Origin of the sequence: Collinsella aerofaciens (genome assembly GCF_005844325.1) — a bacterium.
Taxonomy (GTDB): domain Bacteria; phylum Actinomycetota; class Coriobacteriia; order Coriobacteriales; family Coriobacteriaceae; genus Collinsella; species Collinsella aerofaciens_G.
The window spans coordinates 21,673-36,458 of record NZ_SPFY01000023.1; the positions used below are offsets into that span (position 1 = coordinate 21,673).

The following is a 14,786-nucleotide window of genomic DNA, read 5'->3' on the forward strand; positions in this document are numbered from 1 at the left end:
CGCAGGACGGAGGAGCCCCCGCAGCGCGAAGCGCGCAGCGGGGGCTCCGACATGTCCGAGGACGATTTGGGAGGTAACCCTGTACGCGGCCGGAGGGACCAGGCCCCGCCATGCTTCTTATGTGCAGTAAAGCTAATACTGCTAAAATACAAAGCGCTCATGTAGTTTAAACGCACGACGATAAGGAGCACCAGTGGGTAACCACTTCCGTACCTCCGGTGCGGGCGATGATGCCCCCAAGACGCAGGCAGGCGTCCAGGGCAGTCGTTTCGCCACTCCGGATTCAGAGGGCCAGCCTGTTGCTCAGGCCCCCGCTCAGCCGGCAGATCAGGCACAGCCGGCATCCGATCCCTTTGCCTACAATCCAACCAGCGATGTCGCGCTTTCCGGCACGGCGGGTTTTGAGCCCGTTCAGGCCGTGACCGCTCGCGTGGAGCAGCCTCAGGCTGGTGCCGCCACGCCGCAGCCTACCATGGCCGGCATTCCCGACCCCTTGGCCCCTGCGACGCCGGCTCCTCAGCCTGCGCAGTCCGGTCTCTTTGCCGCTATTCCCGACCCCACGCAGCCTGCTGCCCCGGTGGTCGAGAGCGATCAGGCAGCCGAGGTCGCAAGCCTCGATAACGCGCTCAACAACCCCGATTTTACGTCGGTGTTTGCGCCCATCGATCCGCAGGCCAGCCGCAAGAAGATGGCCAAGCAGGCCGGTGTCGAGCCCGTCATCCTTATGGAGCATGTCACCAAGATCTATCCGGCACAGCCCAACAAGCCTGCACTCGACGACATCAACATCGAGATCTATCCGGGCGAGTTTGTCTTCCTGGTCGGTCACTCCGGCTCGGGTAAGACCACGCTGCTGTCGACGCTCAACCGCGACGTCAAGCCGACGAGCGGCCGCATCCTGGTTGCCGGTCAGGACCTCATGAAGATCAAGAACCGCAAGGTTCCGTTCCTGCGCCGCCAGATTGGCGCCGTGTTCCAGGACTTTAAGCTTCTGCCGCAAAAGACCGCCTACGAAAACGTGGCGTTTGCCCTGCAGTGCATCGGCAAGCCCAAGGGCGTCATTCGCAGCCAGGTGCCCGAGGTGCTGCGTCTGGTCGGTCTGGCCGATCAGATGGACTCGCTGCCCGACCAGCTTTCCGGTGGCGAGCAGCAGCGCGTTGCCGTCGCCCGTGCTATGGTCAACCGTCCGCCGCTGCTGATCTGCGACGAGCCCACGGGCAACCTCGACCCGGCGATCTCGCTGGGCATCATGAAGCTGCTTGAGCGTATTAACCGCACCGGCACCACCGTGATCGTCGCCACGCACGACCGCGAGATGGTCGATAGCATGCACCGTCGCGTGATCGCCCTCGAGGGCGGCCACGTCATCCGCGACCAGGAGAGGGGAGGTTACGGCAACTATGGCACCAACTAACGTGGGCTACTCCTTCAAAGAGGCAATCAGCCACTTCTTCCGTAACTGGACTACCTCGCTCGGCGCCGTCATCACGATCTTCCTTTCGCTGTTTATCATCGGCCTGTTCATTATGGGCTCCGCGGTGCTGAACTCCGTGATCGGCACCGTCGAGGATCAGGTTGTCATCAACGCCTTCATTAGTGATGACGCCGATCAGGCTGATGTTCAGGCTTTTGAGGCCGAGCTTAAGACGTGGAGCAACGTCAAGTCCGTGACCTATAAGGACAAGGACGACGCGAAGGCCGAGTATTCGAGCAAGATGTCGGGCAACGCCGACGCCACCATGAGCGCGCTCGATGGCCAGAACCCGCTGCCGGCTTCCTTCGCTATTGAGATGGACGATCCGTCCAAGGTCGAGAGCACGGCAGAGAAGCTCAAGAAGGATGCCGATTTCCAGAAGATCGTGGATGACGGCGACGTCAACGCGAGCGTGCTGTACGGCCAGGAGGCAGTGAGCCGCCTGTTCCAGGTGACCAACTACATCCGCATCGCCGCCGTGGTGCTCGTTGGCCTTCTGACCTTTATCGCTTTCATCTTCATCAACAACACGATTCGCCTATCCATCACGGCACGTCGTCGTGAGATTGCGATTATGCGTCTGGTCGGCGCCAGCAACGGCTTCATTCGCGGCCCGTTTATCACCGAGGGCGTACTACAGGCCATTTTGGGCTCGTTGCTTTCCATCGGCGTTCTGGAGCTGCTGCGCAACCTGATGATTCCGCGTCTGCAGGAGAGCATCGGCTGGATGTCGTTTGCCCTGCCGATGCAGTACTACTTGGTGACCTATGCTGCGCTGATTCTGGTCGGCGTGATTATCGGTTTCTTTGGTTCTGCCATCGCCATGCGCCGCTACCTGCGCGTGTAGGCATGCCTGGAATTCATCCCTTCCAACGGGTCGTCTCTTATGGGGCGGCCCGTTTTTTGATCCCTAGGGGACGGCAGGAAAGCGAATCATTTGGGTAGACTCTTTGGAGTTCGCAATCGATAGTTAGGAGGCGCCATGGGGCGCAATAACAAGCATAAGCGTGGAGCTCGCAATAAGCGCGGGCCGGTGCGCAGCGAACGCCGTCCGAGCCTGACCGGGCGCGTGCAGCTCCATGAGCACAGTGCCTATGTCATAACCGAGAATGGCGACTACAAGGTCATGGGCCGCGGTAAGCGCGAGATCATGGATGGCGATACCGTTGCCGTGAGCATTAAGAACAGCCCGCACGGTGAGCGGCGCGCCGTGATCGAGGGCGTGGTTGAGCGTGCAGCCATAAGCGTGGTGGGCACGTACCAGACCGCCGGTCCGCTCGGTGTGATTGAGCCGCTCGATTCGCGTCTGAAGGCCGACTTCTTCATTCTGCCCGAGGATACCTCGGCGGATCGTCTGGGCGTCCACCCGGGTGATGCTGTTGTCGCGCACATTTTGACCTACCCGACGCGCCTGGAATCGGGCACCGTGACGATTGAACGCCGCATTGGCGGAGATGACGCGCCCGATTTGGGCGTTCAATATGTGATGGCGCGTTACGGCTATACCGATAGCTATCCCGAGGCCGCGCTGGACGAGGCCGAGGGGCTTTCGCTCGATGTGTCCGCGGCGCTTAAGGACCCGCTCCGCCGCGATCTGCGCGACCGCTTTGTCATCACGATCGACCCGGTCGACGCGCGCGACTTTGACGATGCCATTTCGCTGGAGCGTACGCCCGAGGGTGGCTACAAGCTGGGTGTGCATATCGCCGACGTTTCACACTATGTGGCTTGGGACGGGCATATCGATCTTGAGGCTCGCCATCGTACGACATCGGTGTATCTGGCCGATCGCGTGCTTCCCATGCTGCCCGAACGCCTGTCCTGTGACCTGTGCTCGCTTCGCCCTGACGAGGACCGTCTTGCGTTTACCGTCGATATCGAGCTCGATGCGCAGGGTCGCGTGCGGCATTACGATCCGTATCCCAGCGTGATTCGCTCGCGTGTGCGTATGGACTATGACGGCGCCGAGGCGCTGCTGGTGCGTGCCGGCGCGGTTGAGTATTCGGTGCTGGAGGGTGCAGCCGAGGATGTTGCGGCTGCCGAGACCTCGCGCGAGGAAGCGCTTGAGCGCGGTCTTGCGTGCGAGGAGGCCGCCCGCGGCTACAACATCGACCTCGGCGATTTCCTTGTCGCCGCTAACGAACTCGCCGAACTTCGCCGTCGTATTCGTCGCGCCCGCGGCTCAGTCGATTTTGACACAGCCGAGATTCGCGCTCTATTGGATGAGGACGGAGTGCCCGTGCAGATTGTGGCGCGTGAGCGTTCGTGTGCCACGTCGCTTATCGAGGAAGCCATGCTGCTCGCCAACGAGTGCGTTGCAGAGTGGCTGGCAGACCGTGATATCGAGGCCTGCTATCGTGTGCATGAGGATCCGAGCCCCGATAGCCTGCACGGTGCTGCCGTTGCGCTGGCGCAGCTAGGCATCATCGACGATCGCCGTGCTGCCGGTATTGCCCTGGGGAGCCCCGATGAGCTGCAGGCTGCAGTTGATGCTGCCGCCGGTACGGCCAACGCACCGCTCGTCAACACGCTGCTTCTGCGCAGCATGCAGCGCGCGCTGTACAAGCCGCGCAACGAGGGCCACTTTGCGCTCGCCGCGCCGTGCTACTGTCACTTTACGAGTCCCATCCGTCGCTACCCCGATCTGGTGGTGCACCGCGTGCTCAAACTGCAGTTGGCCTATGAGCAGCTCGGCGGCAAGGACGCCTTGGTCCGTACGCCGCGGCTGATCGGTAAGGGGCGCGAGTCGCTGCCGCGCATTCTGCCGCAGATCTGCCGCGCATGTAGCGATGCCGAGCGCGCGGCAGATGCCGCCAGCCATGCGACGCAAAAGATCAAGATTGCCCAGTACTATGAGGACCGTCTGGGTGAGCGCTATGCCGGAACCGTCTCGTGGGTTAGCAGCATGGGCCTCTTTGTGCGCTTGGACCTAACACAGGTCGAGGGCCTGGTTTCAATTAAGAGCCTGGGCAACGAGTGGTTCGAGTTCGACGAGGACGCGCTAACGCTCACAGGTGCCGACACGGGCACCCGTTACGAGCTGGGGCAGCGCGTGATTATCGAGGTCTCGCGCGTCAATACCACGCGTGGGCACTTGGACTTTAAGCTTATCCATTAGCTAAATCCCGACTCGTGGCGAGAGAGCGGAGGGCGGCCTTTCGGGACCGCCCTTCGCATTTGAATCGTGGCTACCTTGCCGTCTGCTCGGCCGCCCGCTTACCTGCTATTTGAGAGGTAAAACCTACCAAAATAAACCTGTCCCTTTTTGGCAGGTTTACAAGAAAGCGGGGATGAGATGGCGACGGTGTACGGTTATGCGCGGGTGAGTTCGCGCGATCAGAACCTTAATCGGCAGCTGGATGCGCTGGGCGCCTATGGCGTGGGCTCGGCGAATATTTATGCCGACCATGCGAGCGGCAAGGACTTCGATCGACCGCGTTATCGCGAGCTGCTGCACGTCCTGGGAGACGGGGACGTACTGGTGGTGCTTTCTATCGACCGACTTGGCCGTAATTACTCCGAGATTCTTGAGGAATGGCGACGCATTACCAAGGAGCTCGGGGTTGCCATTGTGGTGTTGGACATGCCATTGCTTGACACGCGCGCTAGGGCCAGCGGCGCGCCGGATGTGACCAACGTCCTGATTGCCGATATTGTGCTGCAACTGCTGAGCTACGTGGCGCAGGTAGAGCGCGAGAATATCCATCGGCGCCAAGCGGAGGGAATTGCAGCGGCGCGGGCGCGAGGGGTCCGTTTCGGTCGACCTCGCAAGCCGTGCCCTCCTCAGTTTGAGCTGGTGCGCGATAGCTATGAGGCGGGCGATATTACCCGCAGCCAGGCGGCAAAGTGCCTGGGCGTGTGCGTGGGGACGTTCGATCGCTGGATGCGCGAGGCGGGGTAGGGGTTTGCGTCGCTTTGTCGCTTCCTGTTGCGATTCAAATTTTGATACGGTGACGATGCCATTTGGGGCTACACTCGCTGATATTCAAAAAAGGAGGTTGGCCCTTGGCGCGCGTAAAACAAATAATCGGATGGACCGCGATCGTTCTGTTCGCTGCAACGCTGGCGGGCATCTGGGTGCTGACGGAGCAAAATGCGGTGGAGACGTCGTTGCTGAGCGAGTCCACCGCGCGTGTGGTGGAGGGCCAGGCTACGGGCGTTCAGGCTACCGGCATCACGGGTGAAATTCAGGCGGGGGACGGCATGACTGAGAGTACCAATCCGGCTGCCTCGACGGTCCAGCCTGGTCGACTTGCTTCCATTCGCATGTGGGTAGGCGCAAACGTCCGTCGCGTCGCCCATACCGTAGAGTTTTTCTTCGTCGGATTGGTCGCCTCGGTGATCGTGGTCTGCTTTTCCAGGCGTCCATGGAGTGTGTGTTCCCGTTGCGTGCCTGTGTTTCTCTTTTGCGCTGCCTGCTCCGTTGGCGACCAGGTGCATAAGATCTTTGTTCCCGGCAGGCATTTCGACGTTATCGATTTAGGATTCGATGCTGCGGGCTATGTCACCGCCATGCTGTTGGTATTGCTGGCAGCGGCGCTGGTGCGCCATGCGACTCGGCCGATCGGCGCCCATGCGAGGCGCTAGCCGGTAACAAACCCGTTTCTGATAATGCGACCTTGTTGAATTATTTTGTGTCGCGCGTATTTCCGAGCGGTCGGATTTGAGGGGCGAGCGGTAGAACGCTCGCCCTTTGTGCGCCACGATGCGGCACAATGTACCGCAAAAGCTGTTTGTATCCGGTACGAATCGTTCGTTGGTCTTTAATTCTTCTCAACGGAGGTGTTTGAGATGGCAAACGGATTGCTTTTGCGGCTTCGCGAGCGTGAGCTCAGCGCGAGCCCGGCGGAACGCAATGTCATCGCATATGTAAGCGCTCATCCGCACGAGGTGGTCGGGCTGTCCGTCCGCGGTCTTGCCGATGTCACGTTCTCCTCGCCCTCGAGCATTTTGCGCTTTTGCAAGCGTTTGGGTTTTGCGGGCTACAAGGAGTTCCAGCGCGAACTGATTGCCGAGCTGGCGCTCTTAGGTGACAAGAAAGACGTAGCCCTCGAGGACATCTCCATGGATGACAGCGTCGAACGTATCGTGGGGAAGGTGATGAAAAGCAACGTGCGCACGATCGAGGCGACGGCGCGAACGCTCGATTACACCGTCTTGGAGCGATGCGCGGCCCGTCTTAAGCGGGCACGCGCGGTCAATCTGTTCGGTATTGGTGCCTCTCGTTTGGTCGCGCACGACCGGCGCAAAAGCTCATGCGTGTCGACAAAGAGTGCCATCTGTACGACGACTGGCATGATCAGCTCTTATGTGCCAAGAACATGCATGAGGGCGATATGGCAATCGCCTTTAGCTACTCGGGCTTGACGCAAGAGGTGCTGGACTGCACCGCCGAGGCTCAACGTCACAACTGTCCCGTTGTGGCCGTTACCAAAGTAGATGGATCATCCAATCTTGCCACCATGGCCGATGCCGTGCTCGGCGTCGCTGCGAGTGAACCCTTGGTCCGCAGCGGTGCCATGGCTTCGCGTATGGCCCAGCTTATGGTTGTCGATGCCCTGTACGCTGCTTACGTTGCCAGCGACTACGAACGGGCGACGCATGTCATAAAGCAAAACTACATCGAGAAACAGGAAAGATGAGGTGAATGAAATGCTCGATTTAACAAAATTCACGACCGAACAGCGTAATCAAAGGTCAATGGACCTCGATACGATGACATCGCTGCAAATCGTCACGACGATGAACGATGAGGATCTTCGTGCCGTCCAGTCGGTCACGAAAGTGTTGCCCCAGGTTGCCATGGCAATCGACTGGGCTGCTGAGACACTCGAGCGCGGCGGGCGCGTCTTTTACATGGGAGCAGGCACCAGCGGTCGTCTGGGCGTACTCGACGCTTCGGAGTGTCCGCCCACGTTTGGCGTGTCACCCGATCTGATTGTCGGGCTCATTGCCGGAGGCGAGACGGCGTTTATCAAGGCTGTCGAAGGTGCCGAAGACAGCGAGGAGCTTGGCGCGAGCGACCTGCGGGAGCGTGGACTCTCGGACAAGGATCTTGTCGTTGGCCTGGCGGCAAGCGGCCGTACTCCTTATGTGGTGGGCGGCCTTGCGTACGCCAAGGCAACTGGGTGCAAGACCATTGCAATTGCCTGCAACCAAGGGTCGAAGATCGGGGAGAGCGCAGATCTTGCCATTGAGCCCGTGCCCGGTCCCGAGGTGCTGACCGGCTCAACGAGGCTCAAGGCGGGAACGGTTCAAAAGCTCATTCTCAACATGATTTCGACCGGTGCCATGGTCAAGATCGGCAAGGTATACCAAAACCTGATGGTCGATGTGCAGCAGACGAACGAGAAGTTGGTGGTGCGCGGCCAGAACATCGTGATGGAGGCGACCGGCTGCACGCGCGAGCGCGCTGTTCAGGCGCTTGCGGATGCCGGCGGCCACGTAAAAACCGCTATTGTCTCGGTGCTGTTGGACTGCGATGCCGAGCAGGCTGCGGTAGCTCTTGAACGGGCGCACGGCCATGTCCGTACTGCGGTGAGTGGCCATGAGAAGAGCAATGCCGATGTCCAATAGGTGCACGGCGTGAGCTGATATGACATCTAGACGAGATACCCAATACAAGGAGGAGTTATGACGAACAAAGAGCTGGCTCAAAAGCTGCTGGACCTTTTGGGCGGTAAAGACAACGTGCTCGCAAACGCGGCGTGCATGACGCGCCTGCGCGTGACCGTCAAAGACACGGGCAACGTCGACACGGAGGGTATTAAGGCGCTCGACGGCGTGATGGGCCTGGTCGAGGACGACACGATGCAGATCGTGCTGGGTCCGGGCAAGGTGAATAAGGTGCTCGAGGAGTTCTCCAAGCTCACCGGCCTTGCGAAAGGCGTTGCCGACGAGAGCGTGGTTGACGCTGCGGCCACGAACAAGGCCGCGCAGAAGGCCAAGTACGAGTCCAAGCCGGTTCAGGCCTTCCTCAAGAAGATTTCCAATGTCTTCGTCGCCCTGCTTCCCGGCATCATTGCGGCTGGCCTCATCAACGGTATCTGCAACGTCATTAACGTCTCGACGGCAGGCGCGCTTGCAGGCGAGTGGTGGTACCAGGGCATTCGTTCCATGGGCTGGGCCCTGTTTGCCTATCTGCCCATCTTGGTGGGCTATAACGCGGCACGTGAGTTTGGTGGCTCCGCTGCGCTGGGCGGCATCGCCGGCATGATGTGTATCGCCAACAGTGCCATGCCCCTGCTTGCGCCTGGCGCGGCTGATCCTGCCACTGCCATTCTGCTGCCGCTCACCAATGCGCAGTACAACCCCGCAGCGGGCGGCATGATCGCGGCTCTCATCGCTGGTGCATTTTTTGCCTGGATGGAGCGTCAGATTCGCAAGGTTATGCCCAACGCACTCGACACGTTCCTGTCCCCGCTGCTGGTGCTCATCATCGGCGCCTTTGCTCTGATGCTCGTCATCCAGCCGGTTGGCGCATGGCTGACGACTGCCATCTTTAGCGTTTTGACCTTTATCTTCGAGAAGTTGGGCGTCCTGGGCGGCTATATCCTGTCGGCAGGCTTCTTGCCGCTGGTGTCCGTCGGCCTGCATCAGGCGCTCACGCCGATCCACGCTATGCTCAACGATCCCGACGGCGCTACCAAGGGTATCAATTACCTGCTTCCCATCCTTATGATGGCTGGCGGCGGCCAGGTCGGTGCCGGTTTGGCGCTGTACTTTAAGACCAAGAACGCCAAGCTCAAGAAGTACGTCGCCGAGTCCATCCCCGTTGGAATCCTGGGTGTGGGCGAGCCTCTGATGTATGCTGTTACGCTGCCGCTCGTTCGTCCGTTTGTGACGGCCTGCCTGGGTGCCGGATTTGGCGGCGCGCTCGCGGCGCTGCTTCACATCGGCACGGTTTCTCAGGGCGTTTCCGGTCTGTTTGGCCTGCTGATCGTCGTTCCTGGCCAGCAGCTCGGCTACGTTGCCGCTATGCTGCTTGCCTATGCCGCCGGCTTTGTCCTGACGTGGTTCTTTGGCGTCGACGAGCAGAAGATCAACGAGTTCTTTGGCGAGTAGTTTGATATCGCGAGCCGTGTTGCTCAGAGCTCGCGGCGCGCGGCAGATTTCTTGATGTTATGGTTGTGCCGGCGGGGCTAGCTGCTCCGCCGGCCTTTTTTAAAGGAGCGTTGAAGCGTGAAAACGGGTATTTCGATTTATCTTTCCAGCCCTTTGCAGGATATTGAGCGGACGATTGAGCGTGGTGCCGCGGCGGGTGCGCGCTATGCGTTCACCTCGCTGCATATTCCCGAGGATGGGGGAGCGGCGTATGCCGATAAGGTCCGTCATGTGCTGTCGCTGCTTTCCGCCCGCGGCATTGCGCTCATTGCCGATGTGGGGCCTCGCACGTGCGATTTGCTCGGGCTTGAGCGCATCGAGGCCCTGCGCGATCTGGGGTTGGAATACCTTCGTTTGGACTATGGCTTTAGCGCCCAGCGGGTCGCGGAGCTGTCCGGTGTATTTCGCATTGTGGTCAATGCATCGACAGTGAGTTCTGATGAAATCGCATCGTGGCGTGAGGCCGGTGCCGATGTGACTCGTTTTGCCGCCTGCCACAATTTTTACCCCAAGCCTTATACCGGTTTAGCTCTGGAGGACATTGCTCGGGTGAATCTTCGTCTTGCGGCGCTTGGATTCGAAATCATGGCTTTTGTGCCGGGTGATGCTAACGTTCGCGGGCCGGTATTCGAGGGACTGCCGACGGTCGAGGCGCAGCGCGGTCGCGCGTCAAAGGTTGCTCTCAATATGCTTGAGCTTGCACATGGCGCCGATTGCGACATTGTGTTGGTCGGCGACCCCGATCTATCCGATGCGGGCTGGGCGCAGTTTGCTCAAGTTTCCGCCGGATACGTGGACCTGCAATGCGAGCTTGAGCCCGGTTATGCCTATGCGCGCGGGCAGATTCATCACGACCGGCCCGACTCGAGCGTCCTCATCTTTAGGTCTCAGGAGTCACGTACGACGCTTAAGCCGGATTCCGTGCCGACGGATGCCGGAGCCGGCCTGCCGCGAAAGGCGGGGTCGATCGCTGTGAGCAATAGCGGATATGGGCGCTACGAAGGCGAGCTTGAGATTGCGCGGGTCGATCTTCCCGGTGACGAGCGCATGAACGTTGCGGGCCATATCACGCCCGAGGCAATGGAGCTACTGCCGTTCATCAAACGCGGATTCGGGGTACGGTTCGTTTAGCGTGTGACCCGTGGGCTACAATTGGCCCATCATACGAAGGCGCCTCGTGTGGCGTGTGCCCGCGTTGGCCGATCTATATTCGGAGGATTCCCATGACCGTACTGTTTGTTGAATATCCCAAGTGCTCGACCTGTAAGAAGGCCAAGGCATGGCTGGACGAACATGGGGTAGAGTACATCGACCGCGATATCGTTTTGGACAATCCCGCGGCTGATGAGCTTGCGACCTGGATTGCTCGTTCGGGGCTGCCGGTGCGGCGCTTCTTTAATTCGTCGGGCATGAAATATCGAGAGCTGGGCCTGAAGGCGCGGTTGGATGCGGGCATGACGAATCGGGAGTGCTACGAGCTGCTGGCGACCGACGGCATGCTGGTCAAGCGTCCGCTGCTGGTGGGCGACGACTTTGCGATTCCCGGCTTTAGGGAAGCGGCTTGGGCCGAGGCGTTGCTGTAGCGGCTGCGGAAAGTGCGTCCCGTTTTGAGCTCGGATTCCGGGACGCAGTTTCCGGTTGAAGGGGCTAGCGGAAACCGTATCCCAGTTTGAGCGCGAAATCTGGGATACGGTTTCCGTTTGGGGCCTCTAGGGGAAAGCGCGTCCCGTTCTGGACGTAAATTCCGGGATGAGCTTTCCGGTTGGCGGGCATGCGCACTATCCCGGCTGGCGGGCATATGCGCTAATCCTCAAGCTGTGCCCATTCGTGCGGATCGTAGACCTTTACGTGCTTGTTGGGCTTGCCGCTCCAGTACTCCTCGTCCATAAAGGGCAGATATGCCTGAATGCCGGGGCAGATAAAGGGAATCCGCTGCTGTTGCAGTCGCTCGCGCTGGCGCTGCTCCAGGTGCGCCTCGGATATGACGGTCGGCATGCCGGACAGCTCGACGAGGCTTGCCTGGATTCGCTTAAGGTCGGGGAGTCCCGCGTGCCATGACATCCGCATGATTAAAAAGGATGCACGGCGGTATTTTGCCTGCACCACAGTAATGGCGGGGCGTAACGTGGGGTGAATTTTGTCCCGTTCGGGCCAAAGGTCGGCAGTGATCTCGAGGCCCAGGGTCTCCCATAGGTAATCAAGCTCTTCGTCCATGGCGCCTCGATATCTACGCGATCATTGATACTTCGATTGTGTTGCCTGGTGCTATCGTTTTCACGGTAGAATCTGCCAACGGTTGACGGCTACCGCTCACGGCGTTTTGCCCTTCGTGTACAGCGGTTGGCTTCACAGGTCCTTCACGGGTTGGGCCAATTTAGGCCAATTTGGCTGAATTTCAAAAAAGTCAAAATTGGGGCTTGCGTCACGGCGGGACTTCCCGTATATTTCTTTCTTGCGCAAAGGCACAGCCGAGCGCAGCGATGCAGTCATTGGGATGTCGTCTAATGGCAGGACAGCGGATTCTGGTTCCGTCAATGGGGGTTCGACTCCCTCCATCCCAGCCATTGCATTTGCTACATATGGCCCGTTCGTCTAGCGGTTTAGGACGCCGCCCTCTCAAGGCGGAGATCACCAGTTCGAATCTGGTACGGGCTACCACAAAATGAACGCCCGGGCCTCGTAAGAGACCCGGGTTTTGTGTATTGACCGATGTTTAAGGCGCGCGTTGAGTCTGCCGCCCGGACCGAGGAGTTGTCATGGACCTGCCCATCAGCTTGCAAGACATCACGTATGCCGAGAACTATCTGGCGCAGGGCGACCTGGCTACGGCGACGCCGCTGCTGGAGCGCCTGGTGGAGCTCGCCGAGGAGTATATCGACGCCGAGTGCAAGACGGAGGAGAAGCGCCAATACTTTAGCTTCGATAGCAAGTTTGAGCGCTTGGCCTATCGCCGCGTGGAGAAGGATCCGCGCGAGCTCGTGCAGGTCGAGGTGCCGTTTGACCGCCTGTACTCTGACATGGCGTTTGCCTACATTCGCCAGCAGGATTATGTGAGCGCTCGTAATGCCTTGATGCAGGCTGTGCGTTGGGACCCCATGAACTGCAACTATCGCTTGGATTTGGCCGAGCTGTTCCGCGCTCTCGAGGACAAGCAGGAGTGGGCTTCGCTTTCGTTTTCGGTGCTAGAGCGCGCGAGCGATGGCAAGTGCGCCGCCCGCGCTTACGCCAATCTGGGTCAGTACTTCTTGGAGCCCGAGACCGAGAACGTTTCGGCTGCCGTGGGCTGCGCGCGTCTGGCGCTGCGCCTGGCGCCCAACGATACGCATACGACGCGCCTGCTCAACAAGATCCATACTACCTATCCGGATGCCGCCGAGGAGAGCGACGAGCACGTGATGGGCGAGCTGGCGTTGCAGGGCGTTCCGACCTCGCCTTCGGCCGAGATTGCCATCTGCCTGATTATGTGCGCGACCGATGCTGCAAGCGACGGCGACAAGCAGGAGGCGACGCGCCTGACGGCGCGTGCTCGCGACTTGGTGGGCGAGGAGGCCTGTGCGGCGATTATTAAACTGGTGCGCGAGAGCGATGCCGAGCTCAATGCCGAGCGCAAGGCAAAGCACGCGGGTGTCGACAAGGGCGCTGACGATGTCAAGGAGGCCGACGATGCCCAGTAAGCGCGAGCGCAAACTCATCTCCAAGAATCGCTCGGCACATCACGAGTACTTTATCGATGAGACATTTGAGTGCGGCATTGAACTGAGCGGCACCGAGGTCAAGTCGATTCGCGAGCGCGCCTGTCAGATCACTGACACTTTTGCGCTGATTCGTGGCGGCGAGTGCTGGCTCGTCGGCCTGCATATCCATCCTTATAGCCATGGTGGCGTGTGGAATCGCGATCCCGATCGTCGTCGTCGTCTGCTGCTGCACCGCAAGGAGATTGACTTTCTTGACGGCAAACTTCGCAACCGTGGTTATGCGCTGGTTCCGTTGGAGCTCTACTTTAATACGGACGGCCGCGTAAAGCTGCTGCTGGGTCTGGGTCGCGGCAAGAAGCTCTACGACAAGCGCGAGGACATGGCCAAGCGTGATGTCCAACGCGAGATCGACCGCGCCCTTAAGGAACGCAACCGCTAGGCGCTCTATATAAGTTGCGGTGAGATACGGACTGTTTTGCCTGTTTGAGGGGCTATTCAGTCCCTATTTCACCGCAACTGCGGGCGTCTTATCTTTCTTACTGTTCTGACACATATGTCTCAAAGGCGGCGTCCGTTATGGGTGCCGCCTTTTTTGTGGGTACATACATTCATGAGGTTCCAACCCGAGCTAGGGGAGTGATCGTTATGGACAAAACTGCGTTCTTTACCATGCCGAGCGGTCTGTACGTGGTGAGCGCTGCGGCAGACGGGCTGCGCGCCGGCTGCGTCATCAACACTGCGGTGCAGGTGACGTCCATGCCGCCGCGTATTTCGGTTGCCGTGAACAAGGACAATGTCACCTCGGGCGTCATCGCATCGGCCAAAGCGTTCGCGCTGACCGTGATCGATCAGACGGCCGACATGCTCTACATCGGTAACTTTGGGTTCCGCACCAGCAGCGATTATGACAAGTTTGCCAAATACGAGACCCGCGAGACGGCTCTGGGCATGCCCTATGTGCCCGAGCACGCGGCGGCCCTGTTTAGCTGCCGTTTGATCGACACTGTGGATGTGGGCACGCATCTGCTGTTTATTGGCGAGGTCGAGGATGCCGAGCGCCTGAGCGACGAGACGCCGCTGACGTACGACTACTATCACAAGGTGCTAAAGGGCAAGACGCCGCCCAAAGCCTCGTCGTATCAAGGCTAGAAATGTTCTAAAAATACTTGCATTATACTATTGAGAATATATACTAATAAGTAAGTACACCAGCAGTCACGTTCGAGAGGAGAACATCATGGCTGAGGAGAAGAAGACGTATAAGTTTGTGTGCACCGTTTGCGGTTACGAGGTTGAGGTCGACACGCCCGAGCTGCCCGAGGACTACGTGTGCCCGGTCTGCGGCGTCGGCCCCGATGAGTTTGAGCTTGTCGAGGAGTAGCTCGTAGACACACGACTTGCAACAACATATAGCTCTGTCCAAGGGCCCCGGTCGAATTCTCGGCCGGGGCCCTTTTGATTCAAGACTTTAGTCCGCTGGCCGCGCAGCGGCCAGCTTTAAACCACCCGCTACG

16 protein-coding genes and 2 tRNA genes are annotated in these 14,786 nt (G+C 59.5%); 17 read left to right on the forward strand and 1 reads right to left on the reverse strand.

Annotation, left to right across the window (positions count from 1 at the left end; all coding sequences use genetic code 11):
* Positions 1–193 precede the first annotated feature (193 nt).
* From ftsE to FGQ61_RS07610, 11 genes are all read left to right on the forward strand, one after another.
* Complete coding sequence (gene ftsE / locus FGQ61_RS07565) at positions 194–1,414, forward strand: cell division ATP-binding protein FtsE (protein ID WP_022094244.1); 1,221 nt, start codon at positions 194–196, stop codon at positions 1,412–1,414.
* Positions 1,401–2,321 (forward strand): permease-like cell division protein FtsX, encoded by a 921-nt coding sequence (gene ftsX / locus FGQ61_RS07570; RefSeq protein ID WP_022094243.1) that lies wholly within the window; start codon positions 1,401–1,403, stop codon positions 2,319–2,321. The genes ftsE and ftsX overlap by 14 nt, the downstream gene beginning before the upstream one ends.
* Before the next feature lie 135 nt (positions 2,322–2,456).
* Positions 2,457–4,592: a ribonuclease R family protein gene (locus FGQ61_RS07575; RefSeq protein ID WP_022094242.1), complete on the forward strand. Its 2,136-nt coding sequence runs from the start codon at positions 2,457–2,459 to the stop codon at positions 4,590–4,592.
* A 177-nt stretch (positions 4,593–4,769) separates the two neighbouring features.
* A complete protein-coding gene (locus FGQ61_RS07580) occupies positions 4,770–5,375 on the forward strand; it encodes a recombinase family protein (protein WP_055285671.1) in 606 nt (201 codons plus the stop codon).
* Between the two features lie 104 nt (positions 5,376–5,479).
* Positions 5,480–6,061, forward strand: a complete 582-nt coding sequence (locus FGQ61_RS07585) for a VanZ family protein (protein WP_161144820.1) — start codon at positions 5,480–5,482, stop codon at positions 6,059–6,061.
* 204 nt (positions 6,062–6,265) lie between these two features.
* The gene (locus FGQ61_RS07590) at positions 6,266–6,841 is read left to right on the forward strand and encodes a MurR/RpiR family transcriptional regulator (RefSeq protein WP_205163188.1); all 576 of its coding nucleotides are present in this window, start codon (positions 6,266–6,268) and stop codon (positions 6,839–6,841) included.
* A complete protein-coding gene (locus FGQ61_RS09710) occupies positions 6,811–7,116 on the forward strand; it encodes a MurR/RpiR family transcriptional regulator (protein ID WP_229025889.1) in 306 nt (101 codons plus the stop codon). Before FGQ61_RS07590 ends, FGQ61_RS09710 begins: the two co-directional genes overlap by 31 nt.
* A gap of 10 nt (positions 7,117–7,126) precedes the next feature.
* On the forward strand, positions 7,127–8,050 hold the full coding sequence (murQ, locus tag FGQ61_RS07595; RefSeq protein WP_138340408.1) for an N-acetylmuramic acid 6-phosphate etherase: 924 nt from the start codon (positions 7,127–7,129) through the stop codon (positions 8,048–8,050).
* 57 nt (positions 8,051–8,107) lie between these two features.
* Positions 8,108–9,538: a PTS transporter subunit EIIC gene (locus FGQ61_RS07600; RefSeq protein ID WP_035137407.1), complete on the forward strand. Its 1,431-nt coding sequence runs from the start codon at positions 8,108–8,110 to the stop codon at positions 9,536–9,538.
* 117 nt (positions 9,539–9,655) lie between these two features.
* Positions 9,656–10,708 (forward strand): MupG family TIM beta-alpha barrel fold protein, encoded by a 1,053-nt coding sequence (locus FGQ61_RS07605; RefSeq protein WP_138375122.1) that lies wholly within the window; start codon positions 9,656–9,658, stop codon positions 10,706–10,708.
* Between the two features lie 92 nt (positions 10,709–10,800).
* Positions 10,801–11,160, forward strand: coding sequence for an arsenate reductase family protein (locus FGQ61_RS07610; protein ID WP_138375123.1), 360 nt, complete (start codon positions 10,801–10,803; stop codon positions 11,158–11,160).
* A 220-nt stretch (positions 11,161–11,380) separates the two neighbouring features.
* On the opposite strand, the gene FGQ61_RS07615 is transcribed toward FGQ61_RS07610, so the two are convergent.
* A complete protein-coding gene (locus FGQ61_RS07615; protein WP_138375124.1) occupies positions 11,381–11,791 on the reverse strand; it encodes a hypothetical protein in 411 nt (136 codons plus the stop codon).
* A gap of 276 nt (positions 11,792–12,067) precedes the next feature.
* Between FGQ61_RS07615 and FGQ61_RS07620 the strand changes: the two genes are divergently transcribed.
* The 6 genes from FGQ61_RS07620 (at position 12,068) to FGQ61_RS07645 (ending at position 14,653) form a co-directional block, all read left to right on the forward strand.
* Positions 12,068–12,141, forward strand: a tRNA-Gln gene (locus FGQ61_RS07620).
* 17 nt (positions 12,142–12,158) lie between these two features.
* Positions 12,159–12,235, forward strand: a tRNA-Glu gene (locus FGQ61_RS07625).
* A 98-nt stretch (positions 12,236–12,333) separates the two neighbouring features.
* Entirely contained in the window at positions 12,334–13,251 is a 918-nt protein-coding gene (locus FGQ61_RS07630) for a tetratricopeptide repeat protein (protein ID WP_138375125.1), read from the forward strand.
* On the forward strand, positions 13,241–13,711 hold the full coding sequence (smpB, locus tag FGQ61_RS07635; RefSeq protein ID WP_006235325.1) for an SsrA-binding protein SmpB: 471 nt from the start codon (positions 13,241–13,243) through the stop codon (positions 13,709–13,711). Before FGQ61_RS07630 ends, smpB begins: the two co-directional genes overlap by 11 nt.
* Positions 13,712–13,917: 206 nt before the next feature.
* Positions 13,918–14,421: a flavin reductase family protein gene (locus tag FGQ61_RS07640; RefSeq protein WP_117746556.1), complete on the forward strand. Its 504-nt coding sequence runs from the start codon at positions 13,918–13,920 to the stop codon at positions 14,419–14,421.
* A gap of 88 nt (positions 14,422–14,509) precedes the next feature.
* The gene (locus FGQ61_RS07645) at positions 14,510–14,653 is read left to right on the forward strand and encodes a rubredoxin-like domain-containing protein (RefSeq protein WP_006235327.1); all 144 of its coding nucleotides are present in this window, start codon (positions 14,510–14,512) and stop codon (positions 14,651–14,653) included.
* The last annotated feature ends 133 nt before the right edge of the window (positions 14,654–14,786 follow it).

Bases quoted from the DNA above. Each gene is read 5' to 3' on its own strand.
- FGQ61_RS07575 (WP_022094242.1), top strand. From the start codon at position 2,457: ATGGGGCGCAATAACAAGCATAAGCGTGGAGCTCGCAATAAGCGCGGG.
- ftsX (WP_022094243.1), top strand. From the start codon at position 1,401: ATGGCACCAACTAACGTGGGCTACTCCTTCAAAGAGGCAATCAGCCAC.
- FGQ61_RS07630 (WP_138375125.1), top strand. From the start codon at position 12,334: ATGGACCTGCCCATCAGCTTGCAAGACATCACGTATGCCGAGAACTAT.
- FGQ61_RS07580 (WP_055285671.1), top strand. From the start codon at position 4,770: ATGGCGACGGTGTACGGTTATGCGCGGGTGAGTTCGCGCGATCAGAAC.
- FGQ61_RS07615 (WP_138375124.1), bottom strand. From the start codon at position 11,791: ATGGACGAAGAGCTTGATTACCTATGGGAGACCCTGGGCCTCGAGATC.
- FGQ61_RS07600 (WP_035137407.1), top strand. From the start codon at position 8,108: ATGACGAACAAAGAGCTGGCTCAAAAGCTGCTGGACCTTTTGGGCGGT.
- FGQ61_RS09710 (WP_229025889.1), top strand. From the start codon at position 6,811: ATGGCAATCGCCTTTAGCTACTCGGGCTTGACGCAAGAGGTGCTGGAC.
- FGQ61_RS07645 (WP_006235327.1), top strand. From the start codon at position 14,510: ATGGCTGAGGAGAAGAAGACGTATAAGTTTGTGTGCACCGTTTGCGGT.
- FGQ61_RS07610 (WP_138375123.1), top strand. From the start codon at position 10,801: ATGACCGTACTGTTTGTTGAATATCCCAAGTGCTCGACCTGTAAGAAG.
- smpB (WP_006235325.1), top strand. From the start codon at position 13,241: ATGCCCAGTAAGCGCGAGCGCAAACTCATCTCCAAGAATCGCTCGGCA.
- murQ (WP_138340408.1), top strand. From the start codon at position 7,127: ATGCTCGATTTAACAAAATTCACGACCGAACAGCGTAATCAAAGGTCA.
- FGQ61_RS07640 (WP_117746556.1), top strand. From the start codon at position 13,918: ATGGACAAAACTGCGTTCTTTACCATGCCGAGCGGTCTGTACGTGGTG.
- FGQ61_RS07590 (WP_205163188.1), top strand. From the start codon at position 6,266: ATGGCAAACGGATTGCTTTTGCGGCTTCGCGAGCGTGAGCTCAGCGCG.